The 21,078-nt window shown below is 68.8% G+C and carries 19 protein-coding genes and 3 pseudogenes; 14 read left to right on the top strand and 8 right to left on the bottom strand.

Going from position 1 to position 21,078, the window contains the following annotated elements; all coding sequences use genetic code 11:
* Positions 1-3: 3 nt before the first annotated feature.
* From ACIRQP_RS31470 to ACIRQP_RS31450, 5 genes are all read left to right on the top strand, one after another.
* Positions 4-384, top strand: a complete 381-nt coding sequence (locus tag ACIRQP_RS31470) for a phage holin family protein (protein ID WP_403895985.1) — start codon at positions 4-6, stop codon at positions 382-384.
* Between the two features lie 7 nt (positions 385-391).
* Complete coding sequence (locus ACIRQP_RS31465) at positions 392-916, top strand: low molecular weight protein-tyrosine-phosphatase (RefSeq protein ID WP_403895982.1); 525 nt, start codon at positions 392-394, stop codon at positions 914-916.
* The gene (locus tag ACIRQP_RS31460; protein WP_403895979.1) at positions 913-2,055 is read left to right on the top strand and encodes a cystathionine gamma-lyase; all 1,143 of its coding nucleotides are present in this window, start codon (positions 913-915) and stop codon (positions 2,053-2,055) included. The genes ACIRQP_RS31465 and ACIRQP_RS31460 overlap by 4 nt, the downstream gene beginning before the upstream one ends.
* A gap of 287 nt (positions 2,056-2,342) precedes the next feature.
* Positions 2,343-3,236 carry a LysR family transcriptional regulator gene (locus tag ACIRQP_RS31455; RefSeq protein WP_403895976.1) on the top strand — a complete coding sequence of 298 codons (894 nt, stop codon included), beginning with the start codon at positions 2,343-2,345 and terminating at the stop codon, positions 3,234-3,236.
* 52 nt (positions 3,237-3,288) lie between these two features.
* Positions 3,289-3,768: an NUDIX domain-containing protein gene (locus ACIRQP_RS31450; RefSeq protein WP_383022514.1), complete on the top strand. Its 480-nt coding sequence runs from the start codon at positions 3,289-3,291 to the stop codon at positions 3,766-3,768.
* 56 nt (positions 3,769-3,824) lie between these two features.
* Here ACIRQP_RS31450 and ACIRQP_RS31445 read toward each other — a convergent pair whose 3' ends face one another.
* Together ACIRQP_RS31445 and ACIRQP_RS31440 are read right to left on the bottom strand one after the other, a co-directional pair.
* On the bottom strand, positions 3,825-5,567 hold the full coding sequence (locus tag ACIRQP_RS31445) for a globin domain-containing protein (RefSeq protein WP_403895973.1): 1,743 nt from the start codon (positions 5,565-5,567) through the stop codon (positions 3,825-3,827).
* Between the two features lie 340 nt (positions 5,568-5,907).
* Positions 5,908-6,546 carry an HAD family hydrolase gene (locus ACIRQP_RS31440; RefSeq protein ID WP_403895970.1) on the bottom strand — a complete coding sequence of 213 codons (639 nt, stop codon included), beginning with the start codon at positions 6,544-6,546 and terminating at the stop codon, positions 5,908-5,910.
* 76 nt (positions 6,547-6,622) lie between these two features.
* Here ACIRQP_RS31440 and ACIRQP_RS31435 point away from each other — a divergent pair, with 76 nt between their 5' ends.
* From ACIRQP_RS31435 to ACIRQP_RS31425, 3 genes are read left to right on the top strand one after another with little or no spacing between them, the layout of a single operon-like run.
* Positions 6,623-7,165 carry a DUF2269 domain-containing protein gene (locus ACIRQP_RS31435; RefSeq protein WP_403895967.1) on the top strand — a complete coding sequence of 181 codons (543 nt, stop codon included), beginning with the start codon at positions 6,623-6,625 and terminating at the stop codon, positions 7,163-7,165.
* 5 nt (positions 7,166-7,170) lie between these two features.
* Positions 7,171-8,037, top strand: coding sequence for a GNAT family N-acetyltransferase (locus ACIRQP_RS31430; RefSeq protein ID WP_403895964.1), 867 nt, complete (start codon positions 7,171-7,173; stop codon positions 8,035-8,037).
* A 43-nt stretch (positions 8,038-8,080) separates the two neighbouring features.
* The gene (locus ACIRQP_RS31425) at positions 8,081-8,533 is read left to right on the top strand and encodes a GNAT family N-acetyltransferase (protein WP_403895961.1); all 453 of its coding nucleotides are present in this window, start codon (positions 8,081-8,083) and stop codon (positions 8,531-8,533) included.
* Positions 8,534-8,654: 121 nt separating this feature from the next.
* Here the strand turns inward: ACIRQP_RS31425 and ACIRQP_RS31420 are convergent, their stop codons facing one another.
* Positions 8,655-10,046, bottom strand: coding sequence for a serine hydrolase domain-containing protein (locus tag ACIRQP_RS31420; protein WP_403895958.1), 1,392 nt, complete (start codon positions 10,044-10,046; stop codon positions 8,655-8,657).
* Positions 10,047-10,142: 96 nt separating this feature from the next.
* Between ACIRQP_RS31420 and ACIRQP_RS31415 the strand changes: the two are divergent.
* The 4 genes and pseudogenes from ACIRQP_RS31415 to ACIRQP_RS31400 all read left to right on the top strand — a co-directional run.
* Positions 10,143-10,514, top strand: a pseudogene (locus ACIRQP_RS31415) (VOC family protein); the annotation flags it as partial.
* Between the two features lie 40 nt (positions 10,515-10,554).
* On the top strand, positions 10,555-11,520 hold the full coding sequence (locus ACIRQP_RS31410) for an aldo/keto reductase (protein ID WP_403895955.1): 966 nt from the start codon (positions 10,555-10,557) through the stop codon (positions 11,518-11,520).
* A gap of 82 nt (positions 11,521-11,602) precedes the next feature.
* A pseudogene (locus tag ACIRQP_RS31405) lies at positions 11,603-11,884 on the top strand (MerR family transcriptional regulator); the annotation flags it as partial.
* Positions 11,885-12,347: 463 nt separating this feature from the next.
* Positions 12,348-13,793: pseudogene (locus ACIRQP_RS31400) on the top strand (alpha/beta hydrolase).
* Between the two features lie 329 nt (positions 13,794-14,122).
* On the opposite strand, the gene ACIRQP_RS31395 reads toward ACIRQP_RS31400, so the two are convergent.
* Positions 14,123-14,803: a TetR/AcrR family transcriptional regulator gene (locus tag ACIRQP_RS31395; protein WP_403895952.1), complete on the bottom strand. Its 681-nt coding sequence runs from the start codon at positions 14,801-14,803 to the stop codon at positions 14,123-14,125.
* Between the two features lie 72 nt (positions 14,804-14,875).
* On the opposite strand from ACIRQP_RS31395, the gene ACIRQP_RS31390 reads away from it, so the two are divergent.
* The gene (locus ACIRQP_RS31390; RefSeq protein WP_403895950.1) at positions 14,876-15,985 is read left to right on the top strand and encodes an FAD-dependent oxidoreductase; all 1,110 of its coding nucleotides are present in this window, start codon (positions 14,876-14,878) and stop codon (positions 15,983-15,985) included.
* A 334-nt stretch (positions 15,986-16,319) separates the two neighbouring features.
* On the opposite strand, the gene dnaB is transcribed toward ACIRQP_RS31390, so the two are convergent.
* Positions 16,320-17,798, bottom strand: a complete 1,479-nt coding sequence (gene dnaB / locus ACIRQP_RS31385; protein WP_403895947.1) for a replicative DNA helicase — start codon at positions 17,796-17,798, stop codon at positions 16,320-16,322.
* A 422-nt stretch (positions 17,799-18,220) separates the two neighbouring features.
* Between dnaB and ACIRQP_RS31380 the strand changes: the two genes are divergently transcribed.
* Entirely contained in the window at positions 18,221-19,558 is a 1,338-nt protein-coding gene (locus ACIRQP_RS31380) for an MATE family efflux transporter (RefSeq protein WP_403895945.1), read from the top strand.
* 123 nt (positions 19,559-19,681) lie between these two features.
* On the opposite strand, the gene rplI is transcribed toward ACIRQP_RS31380, so the two are convergent.
* Genes rplI through ACIRQP_RS31365 form a run of 3 tightly spaced genes read right to left on the bottom strand, consistent with a single transcriptional unit; the run spans position 19,682 to position 21,020 of the window.
* Positions 19,682-20,128 carry a 50S ribosomal protein L9 gene (rplI, locus tag ACIRQP_RS31375; RefSeq protein WP_403895943.1) on the bottom strand — a complete coding sequence of 149 codons (447 nt, stop codon included), beginning with the start codon at positions 20,126-20,128 and terminating at the stop codon, positions 19,682-19,684.
* An 18-nt stretch (positions 20,129-20,146) separates the two neighbouring features.
* A complete protein-coding gene (rpsR, locus tag ACIRQP_RS31370; RefSeq protein WP_003967857.1) occupies positions 20,147-20,383 on the bottom strand; it encodes a 30S ribosomal protein S18 in 237 nt (78 codons plus the stop codon).
* 43 nt (positions 20,384-20,426) lie between these two features.
* Complete coding sequence (locus ACIRQP_RS31365; protein ID WP_403895940.1) at positions 20,427-21,020, bottom strand: single-stranded DNA-binding protein; 594 nt, start codon at positions 21,018-21,020, stop codon at positions 20,427-20,429.
* Positions 21,021-21,078: the final 58 nt, after the last annotated feature.

Genomic DNA, 21,078 nt, shown 5'->3' with positions numbered 1-21,078 from the left:
CACATGTTGAATTTCCTCGTCAAGACGATCGCCAACGCGGGCGCCCTGGCAGTCGCGATCTGGCTGATCCAGAACATCACCCTGACCGGCGACAGCACCGGCAAGAAGGCCCTGACGCTGGTGCTCGTCGCACTGCTCTTCGGTCTGGTCAACTTCATAGTCAAGCCGGTGGTGCAGCTGCTCACACTGCCACTTTTCATCCTGACGCTCGGGCTGATCACGCTGGTGATCAACGCCCTGATGCTGCTGCTGACCTCTTGGCTCGCGGACAAGCTCGACCTGAGCTTCCATGTCGACGGCTTCTGGACGGCCGTGCTCGGCGGCCTGATCATCTCGATCGTGTCGTGGGCGCTGAACGTCGTACTCCCGGACGGCAAGGACTGAGCGGCCCGTGACCTCTCCCTATCGCGTCTGCTTCGTCTGCACGGGCAATATCTGCCGCTCGCCCATCGCCGAGTCCGTCTTCCGCGCACGGCTGACGGAAGCCGGCCTCGACGGCCTGGTCGAGGTGGACAGCGCGGGCACCGACGGCTGGCACGAAGGCGACAGCGCGGACCCGCGCGCCGTCGCTGTCCTCGACGCGCACGGCTATGGCGGCGACCACACCGCACGGCAGTTCCACGCCTCGTGGTTTCCGCGGCTCGATCTGGTGATCGCACTGGACGAAGGGCATCTGCGCGAGCTGCGGCGGCTCGCGCCGACGCCGGAGGACGCGGCGAAGGTGCGTCTGCTGCGCTCCTACGACCTCTCCCTCGGTCCCTCCCTGGGCCTCTCGGGCGAACCGTCCGGCGGTCTCGGCGTGCCCGACCCGTACTACGGCGGGAACGCCGGGTTCGAGGAGTGCCTGGAGATGGTGGAGGCGGCGAGCGAAGGGCTGCTCGACACCGTACGGAACACGATCGAGAAGGTGGCATGAGCAAGCGAGAAGACGGCATGAGCATCGGGGACGGCACCCGAGCGGTACGGGCCGGGCTGCCCGACCCGGTGAAGTACGAACCGACCCTGCCCGGACCGGTCTTCGCCGCCCACTACCACCTGCCGGGCGAGCCGACAGGACCGTACACCTACGGCCGGGACGAGAACCCGACCTGGACCCATCTGGAACGCGCCATCAGCGAGCTGGAGGCGCCGGGGGAGCCGGCCGAGACCGTCGTCTTCGCCTCCGGGATGGCCGCTATCTCGGCGGTGGCCTTCTCCCAGCTGCGGGCCGGTGACGTGATCGTCCTGCCGGACGACGGCTACCAGGCCCTGCCGCTGCTGCGGGAACGCCTGGAGGCGTACGGCGTGACGGTACGGACCGCGCCGACCGGCGCGGACGCCCAGCTACGCGTCCTGGAGGGCGCGCGACTGCTCTGGATCGAGACACCGTCCAACCCCGGCCTGGATGTCTGCGACATCCGGCGGCTGGTGAAGGAAGCGCACGCCGCGGGCGCGCTGGTCGCCGTCGACAACACCCTCGCCACCCCGCTCGGCCAGCGGCCGCTGGAACTGGGCGCGGACTTCTCGGTGGCCAGTGACACCAAGGGCATGACCGGCCACGGCGACATCCTGCTCGGCCATGTCACCAGCGCGGATCCGGAACTGGCGGCGGGCGTACGGCGCTGGCGCAAGGTCGTCGGGGCGATCCCCGGTCCGATGGAGGCCTGGCTCGCACACCGCTCACTGGCCACGCTCCAGCTGCGCGTCGACCGGCAGTGCGCCGGCGCACTGGTACTGGCGCGAGCGCTGGAGACACGCGACGACATCGACGGGCTGCGCTACCCCGGCCTGCCCGGCGACCCCTCGTACCGCATCGCCTCCCAGCAGATGCGACGTTTCGGCTCGGTGGTGTCGTTCGTACTCCCCGACCGGGAGTGGGCCGAGCGCTTCCTGAACGGACTGCGGCTGGTCGACGACGCGACGAGCTTCGGCGGCGTACGGTCCACGGCGGAACGGCGCGGACGATGGGGCGGCGACGCCGTGCCGGAAGGCTTCATCCGCTTCTCCGTCGGGGCCGAGGATCCCGAAGACCTGGTCGCGGATGTGCTGCGGGCCCTGGACGAGGCGGCTGCCTGAGCACGAGCCCCTGACACGACCCCACTCGACCCGCGTCTCCGGGTCCGCTGGGTCCTGCGCGTCTCCAGGTCCTCCGGGTCCTCCAAGTCCTCCGGGCAGACGGTCCGAGCCTCCCCCCTCATGGCTCGGACCGTCCCAGGTTCCACGCGCGGAGAACCATTTGCCCAAGGCTAGTTGACTCTGCGTCAGTGTCCAATCACAGTAGCGACAGAGACCTATCGACTTATTTATAGTTGACTGTCCGGAGTTGCCGCGGGGGCCGAGGCTCAAGACGGGAGAGCGGGAACATGGACCTGGCCCTGCTGCGCACCTTCGTCACCGTGCACCGCGCAGGCTCCTTCACCCGCGCCGCAGCCCTGCTCGGCCTCTCCCAGCCCGCGGTGACCGGCCAGATCAGAACCCTGGAACGACAGCTCGGCCGGCCGCTCTTCCTGCGCCAGGCGCGCGGCGTGACCCCCACCACCATCGGCGACGAACTCGCCCAGCGCGCCGCGCCCCACCTCGACGCGCTCGTCGAGATCGCCGAGACCGGACTCGACGAGGAATCCGGCGTACGGACACTCCACCTGGCCGGACCACCGGAGTTCACCTCCCTGCGCGCGCTGCCCGCGCTCACCCCGCTCACCGCCCAGGGCCTCGCCCTGCGCACGTCGTTCTTCGGCAGCCCAGAAGAGACCCTGGAGGGGCTGGCCGCCGGACACCACGATCTGGCCATCACCACGGCCCGGCCGCGCGGCGGACTGCTCACCTCGACCCCGCTCTGCGACGAGGAGCACGTACTGATCGCCGCGCCCCGCTGGGCCGCCCGGCTGGGCCACGACGTGCTGCGCGAGGGCCAGGTGGTGCTGGAACAGCTGCCCGTGGTGGAGGTGCACGAGTCCCTCCCGCTCGTCTCCCGCTACTGGGCGACCGTCTTCGAGTCCCAGCCGGCCGCCGCCGGCACCGTGATCGCCCCCGACCTGCGGGCCGTCCTCGCATGCACGGCGGCGGGCGCCGGACTGTCCGTACTGCCCCGCTACCTCTGTGAGGGAGCGCTGGAGCGCGGAGAAGTGGTCGCGCTGCTCGATCCGCCCGTCCCCCCGCTGCGCACCTACTTCCTGGTCGTACGCACCGGGACCCTCACCCTGCCCCCCGTCGCACGGGCGCACGAATGGCTGCTGCGCGCCGCGGAGGAGTGGTGAGGGAAGAACCGGCGGGAGTTTCAGAAGGGGAATCCCGGGCGAACCTCTTCCCATGACCGAAAGGCCCGTGGTCAAGCGCACCGCACGCGCCATCCTGCTCGACGGCGACGACCTGATCCTGATCAAACGCACGAAGCCGGGAGTCGATCCTTACTGGCTCACCCCCGGCGGCGGAGTGGAGCCGACGGACACGACCGTCGTCGACGCACTCCACCGCGAAGTCCACGAAGAGCTCGGCGCCAAGATCATGGATGTCGTGCCCTGCTTCGTCGACACCGTGGAACACATCGCCGACGGCGGCGTGACCGGCGTCAAAGTGCAGCACTTCTTCGTCTGCCGACTGGCATCGATGGACCCCTCGCTGCGGCACGGCCCCGAGATCGAAGAGCCCCACGGAGAGTACGAGATCGTCCGGGTGCCCTTCAGCCGGGTCGGGATCGCCGCCGTCCATCTCGTACCGCTGTCACTGCGGCACTACCTGGACGGCAATATCGAGGGCGTACGCGCGATGCACGCCCCCGACCTCGGCTGAGACCACCGGCCGTCCCTGCCGCGGCGGTCGCTCCCTGATCCGGCCCGATCCAGGCCCTAGCCGATCGCCGCCACCAGCTCTTCCAGCGAGTCGTGGCGGATCCGCTCCAGCGGGATCCCGGCCCCCTTGAGCGCGTCGAGACTGCTGCGGATCATCCCGGGCGGCCCCGACAGATACGCGTCGTACTCATGCCAGGGACCGTAGTCGCGCACCGCCTCCGGAAGCTGGCCCGTCAGCCCCTGGCTGGGCCCCTCGGCGACCACCGGACGCACCGCCAGCCACGGATGCACGCTCTGGAGCCGCAGCATCGTCTCGATGTCGTACAGGTCCTCGTCATGGCGCGCACCGTAGAAGACCTCGACCGGCCGCCGGTGCCCGTGCTCGGCGACATCCTCGACGAGCGCCTTGATCGGCGCTATGCCCGTACCCCCGCCCACACAGAGCAGACCGTTGTCCGTGCTGTGGTCGACCGTCATCGAACCGGCCGGCGGGCCGAGACGCAGAACGTCGCCGGGACGGGCGTGATGGACCAGCGCGTTGGAGACCCAGCCCGCCGGAACCGCCTTGACGTGGAAGGACAGCAGACCGTCCGGGCGGGGCGCGGAAGCGAACGAGTAGTGCCGCCAGACCCGCGGCCACCACGGCGTCTCCAGGCTGGTGTACTGCCCCGCCACAAACGGATACGGCTGGTCGGGACGGACCGTGACGACAGCGATGTCCGACGTGCGCAGATCGTGCGAGACCACCTCGGCCTGCCACCAGGCCGGGGCGTGCCGCTCGTCCTCCGCCGCCGCGTCGATCATGATCTGCGAGATCGTGGTGTACGTCCTGACCCAGGCGCTCTCGGTCTCGTCGTCCCAACTGGCCGAGGCGTACCGGGACAGCGCGCCCAGAAGCGCCTCGCCGACGGCGGGATAGTGCGTGGCCTGCGTGCCGTACTTGCGGTGTCCCCGGCCCAACTGCCGGAGATAGCCCGTCAGCACGTCCGGGGAGTCCATGTGCTCGGCAGCGGTCAGCAGCGCCTTGAGGAGCCGGTCGCGCTGGGCATCCATGGCGACGGGAAACAGCGCGCGCAGATCCGGGTGACGGACGAAGAGCAGCGAATAGAAGTACGAGGTGACCTGGTCGGAGACCGGCGCGATCTCGGCCAGCGAACGGCGGACCAGGATCGCGTCAGGAGAAGCGTTCGGGTCGTCCGCGGGAGCGGCGGGGCCGGCGGAAGCGGAGGGCGCGGCCGGGGCGGCGGTGGACGGTTGCGGCGCCGGAACCTCGGGAGGCAGCGCGGCCGACACCGGCGCGACCGACACGGGCGCGTCCGGCTTCGCCGCTCCCGGCTTCGCTCCTCCCGGCGCGGCTTCGGAGGCCGGTTCAGCGCCGCCGGCGGCCGTCGTGGCAGGATCCGGGGCGGCTGTGGCGGGACCCTCGTGGACCGGCGGATGAGGGGCCGGTCCGTCTCCGCCGCGTACCCCCTTGCCGCGCGGCCGGAAGGCCTCGGGAACATCATCCACGGGCCCCGGCTGCCGCCCGGCCGCCGTATCCGTCCGTGCCTCATGCCCTGCCGCGCGCTCACGCGAAGGCGGAGCGGAACGAGCCGCCCCGGAGCCCACCGGGCGTATGGAGGCAAGTGAGCGACTCGGGACGGGTATTCGCTCCCGACCCGCTGCCTGCTCAACGCCGCCCGCGGTCCCGGAGTCCGGCCGGCCCTCGCTCTTCGGCGCCCTACGGGCCGCGAACCAGCCGCCTCCTCCGCCGTCTCCAGAAGTGCCGTTGTCGGCCGACGTGGTGGTCGGAGCGTCCATGGTGTGCCTCGCCTCGAACATCTTTCGGTCGGTCTGCGCACTTCCGCTGGCCCGGAATACGCTAGCAATTCCCCGCTCTGACTAGGACTGTTGACGCCTCACGTTAACCTCCCCCGAAGCCCCAATTCGGGCACAAGGTGAAGGAGTGCGACATTGTCCGGAACGTCTGCACACGCAGCATGACAGGCCGACTCACCTCAGGGGACAAAGAGCGCGAAGTCCGGGCATCCACACCGGATTTACCGTCAGGCTGCATCGCTCCTGTGCCCATTCGCCGGATTCCGGCCGCGTTTCCCGCGGCACCTCCGGGTCAGAGTATTACTGCCGCCGCCGCACCGGTTCACTGGAGGCGGACCAGTTCATAGACCTCACGCAGATCACCCCCCGTGTACGTGTGCGTGGCAAGTCCCGACAGATGGTGATCCGCATTCACCGCCACCGCCCGGGGCACCGCCGCGAAGATCTCCGCGTCCGACATCGAATCACCGTAGGCGACACAGTCGTCCAGGCTCACCCCGAACTCTGCACACAGCCGGTTCGCGATCTTCACCTTGGCCGCGGGGTTCAAAATACCCGCCCGGTCGACCGGCTCGGTGAAAGGCGGCACCGGCCAGCGAGAACCATGCGCGGCATGCGCACCCCACTCCAGCAGCCGCGTGACAAAGAAGTCGGGCGACAAGGAGATAACAGCGCAGTAATCCCCACGCTTCCGGATATCCGCCCAGACCTCACGGATACCCAGCAGCCAGGGCGCACCCTCGAAAGCCGCCGCCACCTGCACCGTGGTGAGTTCGGCCCACAGCTCCCGGGCCCGAGCCGCGAACTCGTCGGGCGCGAGCCCGAGGGTCAGGAACTCACGCTCCAGCTCCGCGATTTCGGCACCCAGTCCCAGCTGCCGCGAAATCTCCACAGCCGCCGCCGAACCACGGATCAGCGTTCCATCGAGGTCGAAGAGATGAAGTCTGCGTACGTTCGCCATGTACGCCGAGGCTAGTACGCGCGGTTACTCCCGTGAGCAGACGCCCCACACTCGGCCGCCAGGCACCGTGTTTCACGTGAAACAACTCAAGCGGCCCGCGCGCCGGACCCTCCTCGTCACCCACGTCGCCACATCCGTGAGCTGGCTGGGGCTCACCCTCGGCCTCCTCACCCTCGGTGTAACGGCCTTCATCACCAACGACGCGACCACCACACAGGCCGCCTATCGCGCCATGAAGATCCTCGTCGACTGGCTGATCATCCCCATCGCCCTGCTCGCCCTCCTCAGCGGAGTGCTGCTCTCACTCGGAACCCCCTGGGGTCTGGCCCGACACCGCTGGGTGTGGATCAAGTTCTGGCTCACCCTGATCACCCTCGTGGCAACCGTCTTCGCCCTGCGGCCGACCATCAACGGCGCCGCGGCCGCCGGACTCCCCGACAACAGCCTCGTCGCCGCGCCCACCGTGGCGAGCTGCGCCTATCTCTTCATGACAGCGATCTCCGTACTCAAACCCTGGGGACTCACGCGGCGCGGCCGGCGCCTCCAGCGCACAGCTTCATCCCGTCGGTTCACTTCTCGTAAAGCGGTGGACGAACGATCACCGGCTCCGACAGCCTGATCCTTATGCCGACACCGCTCTCCGCACAGCCGATCCGCCGTCTGACCAGGAGCGACCTCAAGTCCTGCGCAGACCTCGCCGAGGACCGCAGCTGGGCACGCGAGGAGCACAAATGGGGCCTGCTGCTCTCGGCGAGCACCACGTACGGCATCGACGACCCGGCAGGCAACGGACTGGCAGCTGTCTGCGTCGTCACCTCGTACGGCCCCGCGGACCGTCCGGAACTCGTGGCCATCGGCATGCTGCTCGTCGCCGGACGGCACGCCCGCCAGGGGCTCGGGCAGCGGCTCATGAACCACGCACTGCGCGAGGCGGGGAGCACTCCGCTCACCCTCTACGCCACCCCGTTCGGACGCCCGCTCTACGAAAAGCTCGGCTTCACCGACATCGGCGAGGCCGAGACGCTCCTCGGACACCTCCGGTCACCGGAACACCCGCCACAGATCACCACCCGGCCCGCGGCCGCCGGCGACCTGCCGGCCCTCGTACGCCTGGACACCGAAGTCCTCGGAGCGGACCGCACCCACCTCATCGCGCGGCTCCCCGCCTTCGCCGACCGGCTCAGAGTCGCGGAGGAAGGCTCCACCCTCATCGGATACGCGGCGATCTGGCCCACACCGGCCACCGATGTCATCGGCCCGCTGATCGCCCGGGACACAGAGACCGCGAAAGCGCTGATCTCCTCGCTGGCCGCCGGCTCGGACCGGCCGGTACGCACCGTCATCGACCTGCGCCACAGAGAACTGCTGAACTGGCTCAAGGACCGCGGTCTGAAACCGGTCACCCTCACCACACTCATGGCGTACGGGGACCGGGACCTGCCCGGCGACCGGTCCCGGCGGTTCGCACCGCTGAACATGGCCACCGGCTGAGCCTCCCCGGCCACCGCCGCTGCCCCGGCGTACGCTGCGGATCATGAGCGATCTGAAGATACGGCCCGCCGCCCCCGACGACATCCCCGCCATCGTGGCGATGCTTGCGGACGACCCCCTGGGCGCCCGGCGCGAGTCCCCCGACGACCTCACCCCGTACACCGAGGCCTACGAACGACTCGCCCGCGACCCGAACCAGCACGTGGTGGTGGCCGAACGCGACGGCCGGGTCATCGGCACCCTTCAGCTCACGATCATCCCTGGTCTCTCCCGGCGCGGCGCCACCCGCTCCATCATCGAAGCCGTACGCGTCCACGCCGACGAGCGCGGCAGCGGACTCGGCACCCGCTTCATCGAGTGGGCGGTCGACGAATCCCGCCGCCTGGGCTGCCAGCTGGTCCAGTTGACCTCCGACACCAGCCGCACCGACGCCCACCGCTTCTACGAGCGGCTCGGCTTCACCGCCTCACATGTCGGTTTCAAGATGAGTATCTGAAAACCCCGCCCTTGTTCGTTGTGGCTCGCCGCCTCCGGCAAGAGGCCGGATGTGCCGTTCACCGCTGCCTGCTGGAAGCCGGCACCACATGCCCGGTTTCACGTGAAACATCACGGTCGCTCTACTCCCTGAAATCCCCGAGGCCGAGCCAGCCTCTCGCGTCCACACCCCCGGGAACCGCGTCCTCCGGCCCGTACGGCTCACGCGTAAAGACGAACGACCCGAGGTCGAGATGGCTCACCGAGCCGTCAGGGCGACGCACTACCCGCAGGGTCTCCCCCGCGTAGTAGCCATCAAGCCCGCTCCAGTTACCGTCCGGCCGCACCACGAAGCGAGAACCGCGTCCGCCGCCTCGTAGCGGGTTCAGTTCCAGGCCCTGCTCCGACGACAACGTCAGTCCGAACGGATGCGCGCCCCAGTACCACGGCCCAGTGAGATCCAGCAGCTCCCGGTCGGCGTCGGGCAGCGGGCGCCACGGTTCGGGGATCCGGGGCTCCGCGTCCGCCACAATGCCGATGAGATCGGCCGCGATCACCCCGGCATACATCCCCGAGGTGACGTTGGCCAGCACCACCGCGGCCACGTCGTCCTCCACACTGACCCACAGGCCGGCGACAAAGCCGGGCAGTGAACCCGTATGCCCCACCAGCGTCCGGTCCTCCCACCGGAATAGCTGCGTCCCGAGCCCGTAGCCACCGTTCCACTCCCCGGCCTCGGGCGGCACGGCCGGTGTCCGCAGCTCCCGCACGGACTCCGCGCTCAGGACCTTCTCGTCCCCCTCCGAGAGGAAGACCGCGAAGCGGCAGAGATCGGCGGCCGTCGACCAGAGCTGACCAGCGGGCGCCATCAGCCCCAGATCCTCCGCCGGCTCGGGCAGCATCACATCGGCCCAGGGATGCACAGCCCAGCCACCCGCGTGCGGAGCCACCGGTCGCGCGGACGTACGGCCCATGGACAACGGCTCAAGAACCTCACGCCGCAGCACCTCCTCCCAGGACGCCCCGCGCACGGCCTCCACCAGCACGCCGAGCAGCGTGAAGCCCGGATTCGAATAGTGGTGGCGCCGCCCCGCCGGATAGAGCACGGGCCGCTCACCGAGGACGTCCGCGAGCTCCGGGCGGAGCGAGCCCGGAGTCCTCTCCCACCAGGGCGCCGGAGACTCCGCGCTCAACCCCGCGCTGTGCCCCAGGAGCTGTGCGACCGTCACCTCGCCCACCCCGGTGCCCGGAAGGTGCTTCTCCAGTGGGTCGTTGAGATCGAGCAGCCCCTCATCACGCAGCCGCAGTACCAGAACGGCGGTGAACGTCTTGGTGATCGACCCGATGCGGTACTGCGTATCCGCGTCCGGCGCATGCCCCTCCATGCAGCTACGGGCCCCGGTCCACACCATCCGCCCCTCCCGCGCCACCGCACCGACCAGTGACGGAGCCCGGCCCTCGGCCTGAGCTCGGGCGATGCGATGCAACAGGGCTCGACGCGTACTGGGCAACAGCTCTTCAGGAGATGAGGTCATGCTCCACATCTACCGGTGGCGACCCGCCCAGTCGACTTTATTTCGCACCACGGCATCACCCTGGACAGAAACGGCCGGAATGATCAGAGTGACCGCATGACATCCCTGGTACGCCACATCACCATCGACTGCGCGGACACCTATGCCCTGGGCAGCTTCTGGGCCAAGGTCCTCGGCGCCTCTCTGGCGGACGACGACAAGCCCGGCGACCCGGAAGCACTGCTCGCGTCAGAGGGCGCCACGCTGCTGTTCATCCAGGTGCCCGAGGCCAAGGCCACCAAGAACAGGGTCCACCTGGACCTCCAGCCCCAGGACCGCACCCGCGACGAAGAGGTGGACCGCCTCCTCACCCTCGGTGCCACCCTCGTGGGCGACCACCGCCGCACCGACGGCGCGGGCTGGGTCACCCTCGCGGACCCGGAAGGCAACGAATTCTGCGTGGAACGCAGCGCCGCCGAACGAGCGGCCTGACCAACCGTCCCGACCAACCATGATGTGAAGGAGGACCGTGCACTATCGCGAGCTGGGACGCAGTGGACTGTCAGTGTCCGAGATCGGCTACGGAGCCTGGGGCATCGGAGAGTCCGGCTGGGTGGGCGCCACGGAGGACGAGTCCGTACGCGCGCTGCACCGCGCCATCGACCAGGGCGTGAACTTCATCGACACCGCACGCGGTTACGGCGAGAGCGAGCGGATCGTGGGCCGAGTGGTCCGCGAGCGGGCCGGTGACCAGGTGTACGTGGCGACCAAGGTGCCCCCGAAGAACCGCGTCTGGCCGGCCCCCGACGGGCTGGACCCCGCGGAGACCTTCCCCGGCGCCCATATCCGCGACAGCCTGGAGACCAGCCTGCGCGTCAGCGGCCTGGACCACTTCGACGTACTGCAGTTCCACGTCTGGAGCGACGAATGGGTCGGCCGCGGCGACTGGCTGGAGACCATCGCCGAGCTGAAGCAGCAAGGGAAGATCCGTCTGTTCGGCGTATCCATCAACGACCACCAGCCCGACAACGCACTCGCCCTGGTCCGCAGCGGCGTGGTGGACACCGTGCAGGTCATCTACAACATCTTCGACCAGGCCCCGGCCGACACGCTCCTTCCCGCCTGCCAGGAACACGGAGTCGGCGTGATCGTCCGGGTGGCCCTCGACGAGGGGGGCCTGACGGGACGCGTCACGGCCGGCACCACGTTCTCCGACCGCGACTTCCGCAGCCGCTACTTCCGCGACGACCGTCCCGCCCACGTCGAGCAGCACGTCAACGCGATCACCACCGAGCTGGGCATCGCCTCCGACGAGATCGCGGAAACCGCACTGCGGTACGTGCTCGGCACACCGGCCGTCTCCACCGTCATCCCCGGCATGCGCACCGTCCGGAACGTGGAGCGCAACACCGCCGTGAGCGACGGACGCCTGCTGACCGACGACCAACTCACCGTGCTCGCCAAGCACCGCTGGCAGCGCAACTTCTACGCCTGATCCAGAGCCGCCGCGGCCCCAGCCGGACGGCGGCTCCGGCTGGGGCCGCGAGACGCGAACCCACCCGATCACCTCCAGGCCTGTGGGTTCTCGCCACGCGCGACATATTGATCTTGTTCGACCTGGGCGCTCGATCCTCTTGACCGTGCCGCAGCGGCATGGTTTCCAATGGACCTGCCGGCGCGTCCGCGTCGCGGGAAACCTGGGTCCGGGGGGCGTCGTGGGGTGGAGTACCAGTCAGCTCGCCGGGCTCACCGGCACGACGTTGCGCGCGATCCGGCACTACCACGAGCTCGGCCTGCTCGCCGAGCCCGAACGCCGGGCCAACGGCTACAAGAGCTACGGCGTGGCGCACCTCGTTCGCGTGTTGCGGATCAGACGCCTGACCGATCTCGGGCTCCCACTGAAGCAGATCGCCGAGCTGGGCGATGCCGACGAACACCCCGAGGATGCGCTGCGCGTGCTGGACGCCGAACTGGCCGCGACCATCGAACGGCTGCAACGGATGCGCGTCGAGCTCGCCCTGCTCCTGCGCCAGGCCGCGCCCACCGATCTCCCGCCCCGACTGGGCAGGGCCGTCGCCGGCGCGGACGTCTCGGCAACCGAACGTTCGCTGGCCGTCGTGATGTCCCAGGTGCTCGGCCGGTCGGTACTCGACGCCTATGCGGACACGCTGCAGACGTGCGAGCCGGACCCCGCCCTCAGCGAGTTCGACCACCTGCCCGCCGACGCCGACGAGCAGACCAGGCAAGACCTGGCGGAGCGCATGCGCCTGGCACCCGCTGTTTGGTTCCGGCGCCCTGGTGCGCCGTCTAGGAGGAAGTCAGATGCGCAGGACCTTGTCCCTCGTCCTCGCCGTCGCCGCGGTGGCGGCGGCCGCGATTCCGGGGGTGTCGGCGGCGGCGACGCCGAGCACCGTGCAATGGGGCCCGTGCCCGGCGGATGTCGCCTTGCCCGGTCTGGAGTGCTCGGCACTCGACGTCCCGCTGGACTACCGGGACCCGGACGGGCGGAAGATCGAGATCGCGATCTCCCGCCTGGCGAGCAAGAAGCCGTCGCAGCGCCGCGGCGTACTGCTCACCAATCCGGGCGGACCCGGGCTGAGCGGACTGAACTACCCGGCCATTCTCAGCCTGCGCCTGCCCCGGAGCGTGCTGGACAGTTATGACGTGATCGGGTTCGACCCGCGCGGCGTCGGCCACAGCACACCGGTGACATGTGATCTGACGCCGGAGCAGAAGGCGCGCGGCAACTTCCCGCCGTACGCGAACACCGCGGCCGACGTCACGAAGCAGGCCGAGAACGCGAAGACCATCGCCGGGCAGTGCGCCACGTCGAAGACGGCGTGGATGCTGCCACACACCACCACGGCGAACACCGCACGCGACATGGACCGGATACGGGCGGCGCTGGGCGAATCGAAGCTCTCGTACCACGGTGCCTCCTACGGCACCTACCTCGGTGCGGTGTACACGACGCTGTTCCCGGAGCGCAGCGACCGGATCGTGCTCGACAGCAACATGGGGCCGGGCGGATATGACGTCACGGGCATGCGGTTGTTCGCACGTGGCCTCCAGGACCGGTTCCCGGACTTCGCGAAGTTCGCCGCCGCCCACCCCGAGTACGGTTTGGGCACCACGCCGGCGCAAGTGACCGCGAAGTACTACGAACTCGCCGCGCGACTGGACAGGACTCCGGTCCAGGGAATCGACGGCACGTTGTTCCGCGGAGCCACGTTCGGCTTCCTCTAAACCGACTCGGGCATGCGGGATCTGGCCGAGATCTGGCAGGCGCTCGACACGAACCAGCCCCTGCCCCCCAGTCCTCCCGTGTCGGACGCGGACAACACCATGTCCAGCCGTTTCTACGTGATCTGCGGTGACTCGCGCTGGCCGAGGTCGGTCCAGGAGTACCAGCGTGACGTCGCGGTCGACCGGGTCAAGTACCCGATGCTGGGCGGGTCAACGGCCGGCATCGGGCCGTGCGCGTTCTGGCCGACCGACCCGGTCGAGCCGCAGGTGCGCATCGGTGACCGGGGCCCGTCGAACGTGCTCATGGTGCAGAACCTCCGCGACCCGGGGACGCCGCTGGTCGGCGCCCAGCGGTTGCGGCAGGCGTTCGGTGACCGGGCCAGGATGGTGACGGACGACCAGGGCGGCCACGGCGTCTACCCGTTCGGCCAGAACCAGTGCGCGAACAACGCGGTGACGACATTCCTGTCCACCGGGCAACGCCCATCGCACGACCTGGCCTGCGCGGCAGAGCCCTCCTGATCGGTGGCAGCGCGAGCGAGTAGCTCTTGAGCGGTCCGCGCCGCGTGCCGATCAGTCGTTGCGACGACGGCAGCGGCGCGGTCACGCCTCGCCCCCGCGCATATCGACAAACCCGTGTAGGTTCTCGCCGCCGGTGGCCAACTGCGCGTCCGTGACCTACCGGTTTTCGGGCTGCCTCACGCCGTGGCCAAGCTGTTCGGTCTCACGACCGTGGCCGGCCTTCATCCCGGAACGCGACCTCGGCTCGTGGCCAACTGGCCGTCGTTGCGTCATCTCAACGCGTCAGCGCCGACCTGGTGCTATGGCCGGTCCGGTCCTTCGGCCGCGCGTCACCTTGAGATGCGGGCTTCGATGCCGTCGAGCAGAAAGTCTAGGCCGATCCGGAAGGTGTGGTCGGCGTCCAGGTGGGCGGCATCGCGCACCACCGTGGCCAGCGCGGGGAATCGGCCGGTGGCGAAGGTTCGCTCCAGATAGGGCCCGAGTGAGGCCTGCCAATGCTTCTCGTCCATCCCGGTGGCCCGCTCGGCACGCCGCTCGGCGATCTCCCGACGCACCGCGCCGATCACGTACGCGTTGACTGCGGCGACCATCGGCATGATGGCGTCCACGTCGACGTCGCCCAGTGCGGCCACCACGCTCTCCCCACTGGCCAGCGCGTGCGGCCCGAGCTGGGGTCTGCCACCCAGTAGATCGGCGAGCCATTCGTGCTCGTGAGCGGCGTGCCGAGTGACTTCGGCAAGAGACCGGAGCACCTCCCGCCAGCCGTCTCCGACCGGCCGGATCTCGGCGTGGGCGGCGTCGACCATCAGGTCGAGCAACTCCTCCTTGCCGGCGATGTAGCCGTACAGCCGCATCGGACGGACGTCCAGCGCGGTGGCGACCTTGCGCAGCGACACCGCGTCCAAGCCGTCCACGTCGGCCAGCTGGATCGCCGCTCGCACGATCCGTTCCCGGCTCAACGGGGCCGGCACGGGTCGATTCGGTGGCTCCGGCCTCTCCCACACCAACATGCCGCTAACAATACATCGCATCGGCCGATACAGTGTATCGACGCAGTACGTCGTATCGAAGGAGAGGCAACCATGACCATCGCCATCGTCGGAGCCGGCTTGGGTGGCTTGGCCCTTGCCCGGGTGCTGCACGTGAACGGCATCGACGCCGTCGTGTATGAACGTGAACGGTCACGCGGTGCGCGCGGTCAGGGCGGCATGCTCGACATCCACTCCGGCCAGCGGGCGCTGCGCGAGGCCGGTCTGATCGACCAGTTCTACGCGATTGCCCGTGGTGAAGGCCAGGACATGCGTCTTCTCGAGCCGGATGGCACCCTGCTGCTCCAGGAGGACACGCCCGACGACGCCCCGCTTGAGCGACCCGAGGTGGACCGCGCCGATCTGCGCAACCTGCTGCTGGATTCCCTCCCCGAAGACGTGGTGCGCTGGGGGCACGCGTTCAAATCCGCCGACAACGGCCTGCTGCACTTCGCCGACGGCAGCAGTGCGATATATGACCTGCTGGTCGGCGCGGACGGCGCGCAGTCCCGGGTCCGCACACTGCTCACCGACGCCCGCCCGGCGCATATCGGCCAGAACGTCGTCGAGATCGGCATTCCCGACATCGACCACACGCACCCCGACCTCGCGGCGATGGTCGGGCGCGGCAACTACTGGGTGCTCGGCAACGGACTGTCCTTGGCGGCGCAGCGCAACGGCGACGGTCGCGTTCGCATCGGCCTCAGCTTCTACAACACCGCCGAGGACTGGTTCGCTACCAGCGGGATCCCGTTCGACGACCCGGCCGCCGCCCGGGCGCGGCTGATCGACCTGCTCCCCGGCTGGGACTCACGGTTCACCGCGCTCATCGCGGCCTGCGACGACACGGTCGTACCGCGGTCGATCACCACTCTCCCGGTCGGCCTGACCTGGCCGTCGATGCCAGGCGTCACGCTGCTCGGCGATGCCGCGCACCTGATGCCGCCGGTGGGAGAGGGCGCCAACATGGCGCTGCTCGACGGCGCCCTGCTCGGTCTCGCGCTGGCCGCGCACCCGGACGACTTTCCCGCCGCCGTCAAAGAATACGAACGCGAGATGTTCGAACGCACCAGCGCTACCGCCCGGATGTCCGCGGACATGCAGGAATTGCTGATGTCGCCGGACGCCAGCCGGAGAATGCTTGAGTTCTTCCAACCGGGCTGAAGGTGGCTGAACACGACCAAGCAACCGGTCGCCCAGCCGGCCACTCCAAGTTCCACCACGGCCTCGTCACCACGCCGGACACTCGGCCCTACCGGCGAGGCCACCGCTGTACCCATCGGACCACCAACCCCGCGTTATCCGAGGCAACCCCACCGGCCGCCGAACGTCGGGGTACTGCCCCGGCCACGCACGCAGACGCCGACCGGGACGGTCCTGTACACAAAGAGGGGAGCCACCCGCTCGCGGCATGAATCCCGTCGCCCTGTCCTTTTTGCCACGCAGCGGACATCGCAAGTGGGAAAAGGACACGGGACCGGGATCCCACAACCCGGGCTCAGGTCTGGGCCATGTCCACGAAGCGCGAGTAGTGGCCCTGGAACGCCACCGTGATCGTCGCCGTCGGGCCATTACGGTGCTTGGCCACGATGAGGTCGGCCTCGCCCGCACGCGGCGACTCCTTCTCGTACGCGTCCTCGCGATGCAGCAGGATCACCATGTCCGCGTCCTGCTCGATCGAACCCGACTCACGCAGGTCGGAGACCATCGGCTTCTTGTCCGTACGCTGCTCCGGACCACGGTTCAGCTGCGACAGCGCGATGACCGGCAGCTCCAGTTCCTTGGCCAGCAGCTTCAGGTTTCGCGACATGTCCGAGACCTCCTGCTGACGGCTCTCGGCCCGCTTCGAACCACCCGACTGCATCAGCTGCAGATAGTCGATGATCACCAGCTTCAGCTCGTTCCGCTGCTTCAGCCGCCGGCACTTCGCCCGGATCTCCATCATCGAGAGGTTCGGAGAATCATCGATATAGAGCGGAGCCTGCGAGACATCCGGCATGCGGCGGGCCAACCGGGTCCAGTCCTCGTCCGTCATCGTGCCCGATCGCATGTGGTGAAGAGCCACCCGCGCCTCCGCCGACAGCAGACGCATCGCGATCTCATTGCGCCCCATTTCGAGCGAGAAGATCACACTCGGCAGATTGTTCTTGATCGACGCGGCCCGCGCGAAGTCCAGGGCGAGCGTGGACTTACCCATGGCGGGACGGGCCGCGATGACGATCATCTGGCCGGGATGCAGCCCGTTCGTGAGGGAGTCGAAGTCCGTGAAGCCGGTCGGCACACCGGTCATCTCGCCGCTGCGCGAGCCGATCGCCTCGATCTCGTCGAGCGCGCCCTCCATGATGTCGCCGAGCGGCAGATAGTCCTCACTGGTCCGCTGCTCGGTAACGGCGTAGATCTCGGCCTGGGCGGAGTTGACGATCTCGTCCACATCGCCGTCGGCCGCGTATCCCATCTGCGTGATCTTCGTGCCGGCCTCGACCAGCCGACGCAGCACCGCCCGCTCGTGGACGATCTCCGCGTAGTACGAGGCGTTGGCCGCCGTGGGCACCGACTGGACCAGCGTGTGCAGATACGACGGTCCACCGACACGGGTGATCTCACCCCGCTTGGTCAGCTCGGCCGCCACCGTGATCGGGTCGGCCGGCTCCCCCTTCGCGTAGAGGTCGAGGATCGCCTGGAAGACGGTCTCGTGCGCGGGGCGGTAGAAATCATGCCCCTTGATGATCTCCACCACATCGGCGATGGCGTCCTTGGACAGCAACATGCCGCCGAGAACGGACTGCTCGGCATCGAGATCCTGGGGCGGCACCCGCTCGAACCCGGGAGACCCGCCGTCCCAGGCACCACCGTCCCGGCCCCGCTCGTGCTGCTCCTCGCGGACCCGGCCCTCACCACGGCGCTGCCGGGAGACAGGCAGACGGTCACTGGGACCGGCGTCGGTCCAGGGGTCGTCCAATGGCTCGGGAATGCTCACCGGCCACCTCCTCACGTCCGCTCAGCGGACCTCGCCGTGCCACTCTTTCTACGGCACGACACTGACAAAACGAGAGGCCTGACTCCGGTTCCGGCGCGTCGGACGCCGGTCCACGGTAGGCCCGCGGGCACCGTCAGCCAATCTGGTTATCCACAGGCCATGTGGACGACCGATCAGATGCTGTGGAGAACCCCGGCGAACCTGTGCACGGACCGGGGGACAGCACTGTGGACAAACTCGTAGCGACCCTGCCGCACCCACCCTGAGCTGGCGTTTTTCCGTCCACCGGCTGTGGGGGAGAAAAACTTTCCCGACTGGGCCAAGATCAGAACAAACGGCACACAGCCGAGCCTCCACCGGGCAACGAAGTAAGGACCCCAGGCGTATTGCAGCACTTACCTGTGGAAGATTAGATTGAGCGCATGACAAAGGCTCCCGCGATATCCAGGACAGCCCCTCGACAGCACGATCGCGAGATCATCGCCCTCGCCATTCCCGCCTTCGGCGCCCTCGTCGCCGAGCCGCTCTTCGTGATGGTGGACAGTGCGATCGTCGGCCATCTCGGCACCCCCCAACTCGCCGGACTGGCGATCGCGGCGGCCCTGCTGACGACCGCGGTGAGCATCTTTGTCTTTCTCGCCTACGGCACTACCGCGGCCGTGGCCCGGCGCGTCGGCGCCGGCGATCTCCAGGCCGCCATACGCCAGGGCATGGACGGCATCTGGCTCGCCCTTCTGCTCGGTGCGGCGGTCATAGCCGTCACGCTGCCTGCCGCGCCGTGGCTTGTCGGTCTGTTCGGGGCGTCGGACACGGCCGCCCCCTATGCGGTCACCTATGCGCGGATCTCCAGCCTCGGCATCCCCGCCATGCTGATCGTGCTGGCCGCCACAGGTGTGCTGCGCGGGCTCCAGGACACCCGGACGCCGTTGTATGTCGCCATCGGCGGGTTCGGTGCCAACGCGGTACTCAATGTCGTGCTCGTCTACGGTGCCGGTCTCGGGATCGCCGGTTCCGCCTGGGGAACAGTGCTGGCTCAGTGCGCCATGGCGGCCGTCTATCTGGTCGTCGTGGTCCGGGGAGCGCGCCGCCATGGTGCGTCATTGCGTCCCGACGCGGCGGGGATACGGGCAAGTGCCCAGGCCGGCGTGCCGTTGTTGGTTCGTACGCTGTCGCTGCGCGCGGTTCTGATGATCGCCACGGCGGTCGCCGCGCGTCTGGGGGACGCGGATGTCGCGGCCCATCAGATCATTCTGTCGCTGTGGAGCCTGATGGCATTCGCACTCGACGCGATCGCCATCGCGGGACAGGCGATCATAGGCCGCTATCTGGGGGCGGGTGACACTCAGGGCGCCCAGGATGTCTGCCGTCGCATGGTGCAGTGGGGGGTCGCGGCGGGTGTGCTGCTCGGCGTTCTGCTCGTGGCGACGCGTCCGCTGTTCATTCAGCTCTTCACCGGTGATCAGGTGGTGCGGGACACGCTGCTGCCCGCTCTGCTGGTGGTGGCCGTTACGCAGCCGATCTCGGGGATCGTTTTCGTGCTGGACGGTGTACTGATGGGCGCCGGGGACGGCCCTTATCTGGCGGGAGCGATGCTGGTGACACTGGTGGTCTTCGCCCCGGTCGCTCTGCTCGTTCCTGCCTGGGGCGGTGGTCTGACGGCCCTGTGGTGGACGATGGGGCTGATGATGGGGGTCCGTATGGCGACGCTCTGGCTGCGCACCCGGTCGGGTCGCTGGCTGGTCACGGGTGCCACCCGCTGACGGGAGAGCGCAGTCCATGTTTCACGTGAAACATGGACAGTCCCCGGGCGGTGTCAGGAAGAGCGAGAGAGGGCCGCACCCCTGGGGGATGCGGCCCTCTCCTCGTACTGCTGAACGGTGCGCTCAGGCGGCGATGACCTCGATGCCGAGCTTCGCGGCGACCTCGGGGTGCAACCGGACGGACACCTGGTGCGAGCCCAGGGTCTTGATCGGCGAACCGAGCTCGATGCGGCGCTTGTCGACCTCCGGACCACCGGCGGACTTGATCGCCGAGGCGAGGTCGGCCGGGGTGACGGAGCCGAAGAGACGGCCGGCCTCGCCGGAGCGAACGGCCAGACGTACCTTCACGCCTTCGAGGCGGGCCTTGATCTCGTTGGCCTGCTCGATGGTGGCGATCTCGTGGATCTTGCGGGCGCGGCGGATCTGCGCCACGTCCTTCTCGCCGCCCTTGGTCCAGCGGATCGCGAAACCGCGCGGGACCAGGTAGTTGCGAGCGTAGCCGTCCTTGACGTCGACGACGTCGCCGGCGGCACCGAGGCCTGAGACCTCGTGGGTGAGGATGATCTTCATGATTCGGTCACCCTTCCCTTATCGCGCGGTGGACGTGTAGGGCAGCAGCGCCATCTCACGGCTGTTCTTGACTGCCGTGGCGACGTCACGCTGGTGCTGCGTGCAGTTGCCGGTGACGCGGCGGGCACGGATCTTGCCGCGGTCGGAAATGAACTTCCGCAGCATGTTCGTGTCCTTGTAGTCCACGTACTGGGTCTTGTCCTTGCAGAATGCGCAGACCTTCTTCTTAGGCTTGCGCACAGGCGGCTTCGCCATGGTGTTTCTCCTGTGTGATCAAGAAGTGGGGTGCGAGCCCGCCCTAGAAGGGCGGCTCGTCCGAGTAGCCGCCGCCGGAGCTTCCGCCCCAGCCGCCTCCATTGCCCCCGCCGCTCTGCGGCTGCTGCTGACCGCCGCCGGCCGGCGCGCTGGTGGCCCACGGGTCGTCGGCGGGTGCTCCGCCGCCGCCCTGCTGGCCACCACCACCGGGGCCGCCGCCCCAGCTTCCGCCGCCCTGCTGGCCGCCGCCGTAGCCGCCCTGGCCACCGCGGCCGGTGGTCTTGGTGACCTTGGCCGTGGCGTTCTTGAGACTGGGGCCGACTTCCTCGACGTCCAGCTCGTAGACCGTGCGCTTGACGCCCTCGCGGTCCTCATAGGACCGCTGCTTCAGCCGGCCCTGCACGACAACGCGCATGCCTCGCTGGAGCGACTCGGCGACGTTCTCCGCCGCCTGACGCCAGACCGAGCAGGTCAGGAAGAGGCTTTCGCCGTCCTTCCACTCATTGGTCTGACGGTCGAAGGTGCGGGGAGTGGACGCGACGCGGAACTTCGCGACCGCCGCACCGGACGGGGTGAAGCGCAGCTCGGGGTCGTCGACGAGATTGCCGACGACCGTGATGACGGTCTCGCCTGCCATGGGTGAACCTCTCGGCGGGGATTGCTTCTGGCTGCTTGCTGCTGCTCGGACCCGATGA

The organism is Streptomyces sp. NPDC102274 (genome assembly GCF_044766385.1).
GTDB lineage: Bacteria > Actinomycetota > Actinomycetes > Streptomycetales > Streptomycetaceae > Streptomyces.
The sequence above is the reverse complement of the archived record's forward strand: the minus strand, read 5'-3'. Positions and strand labels throughout refer to the sequence as shown.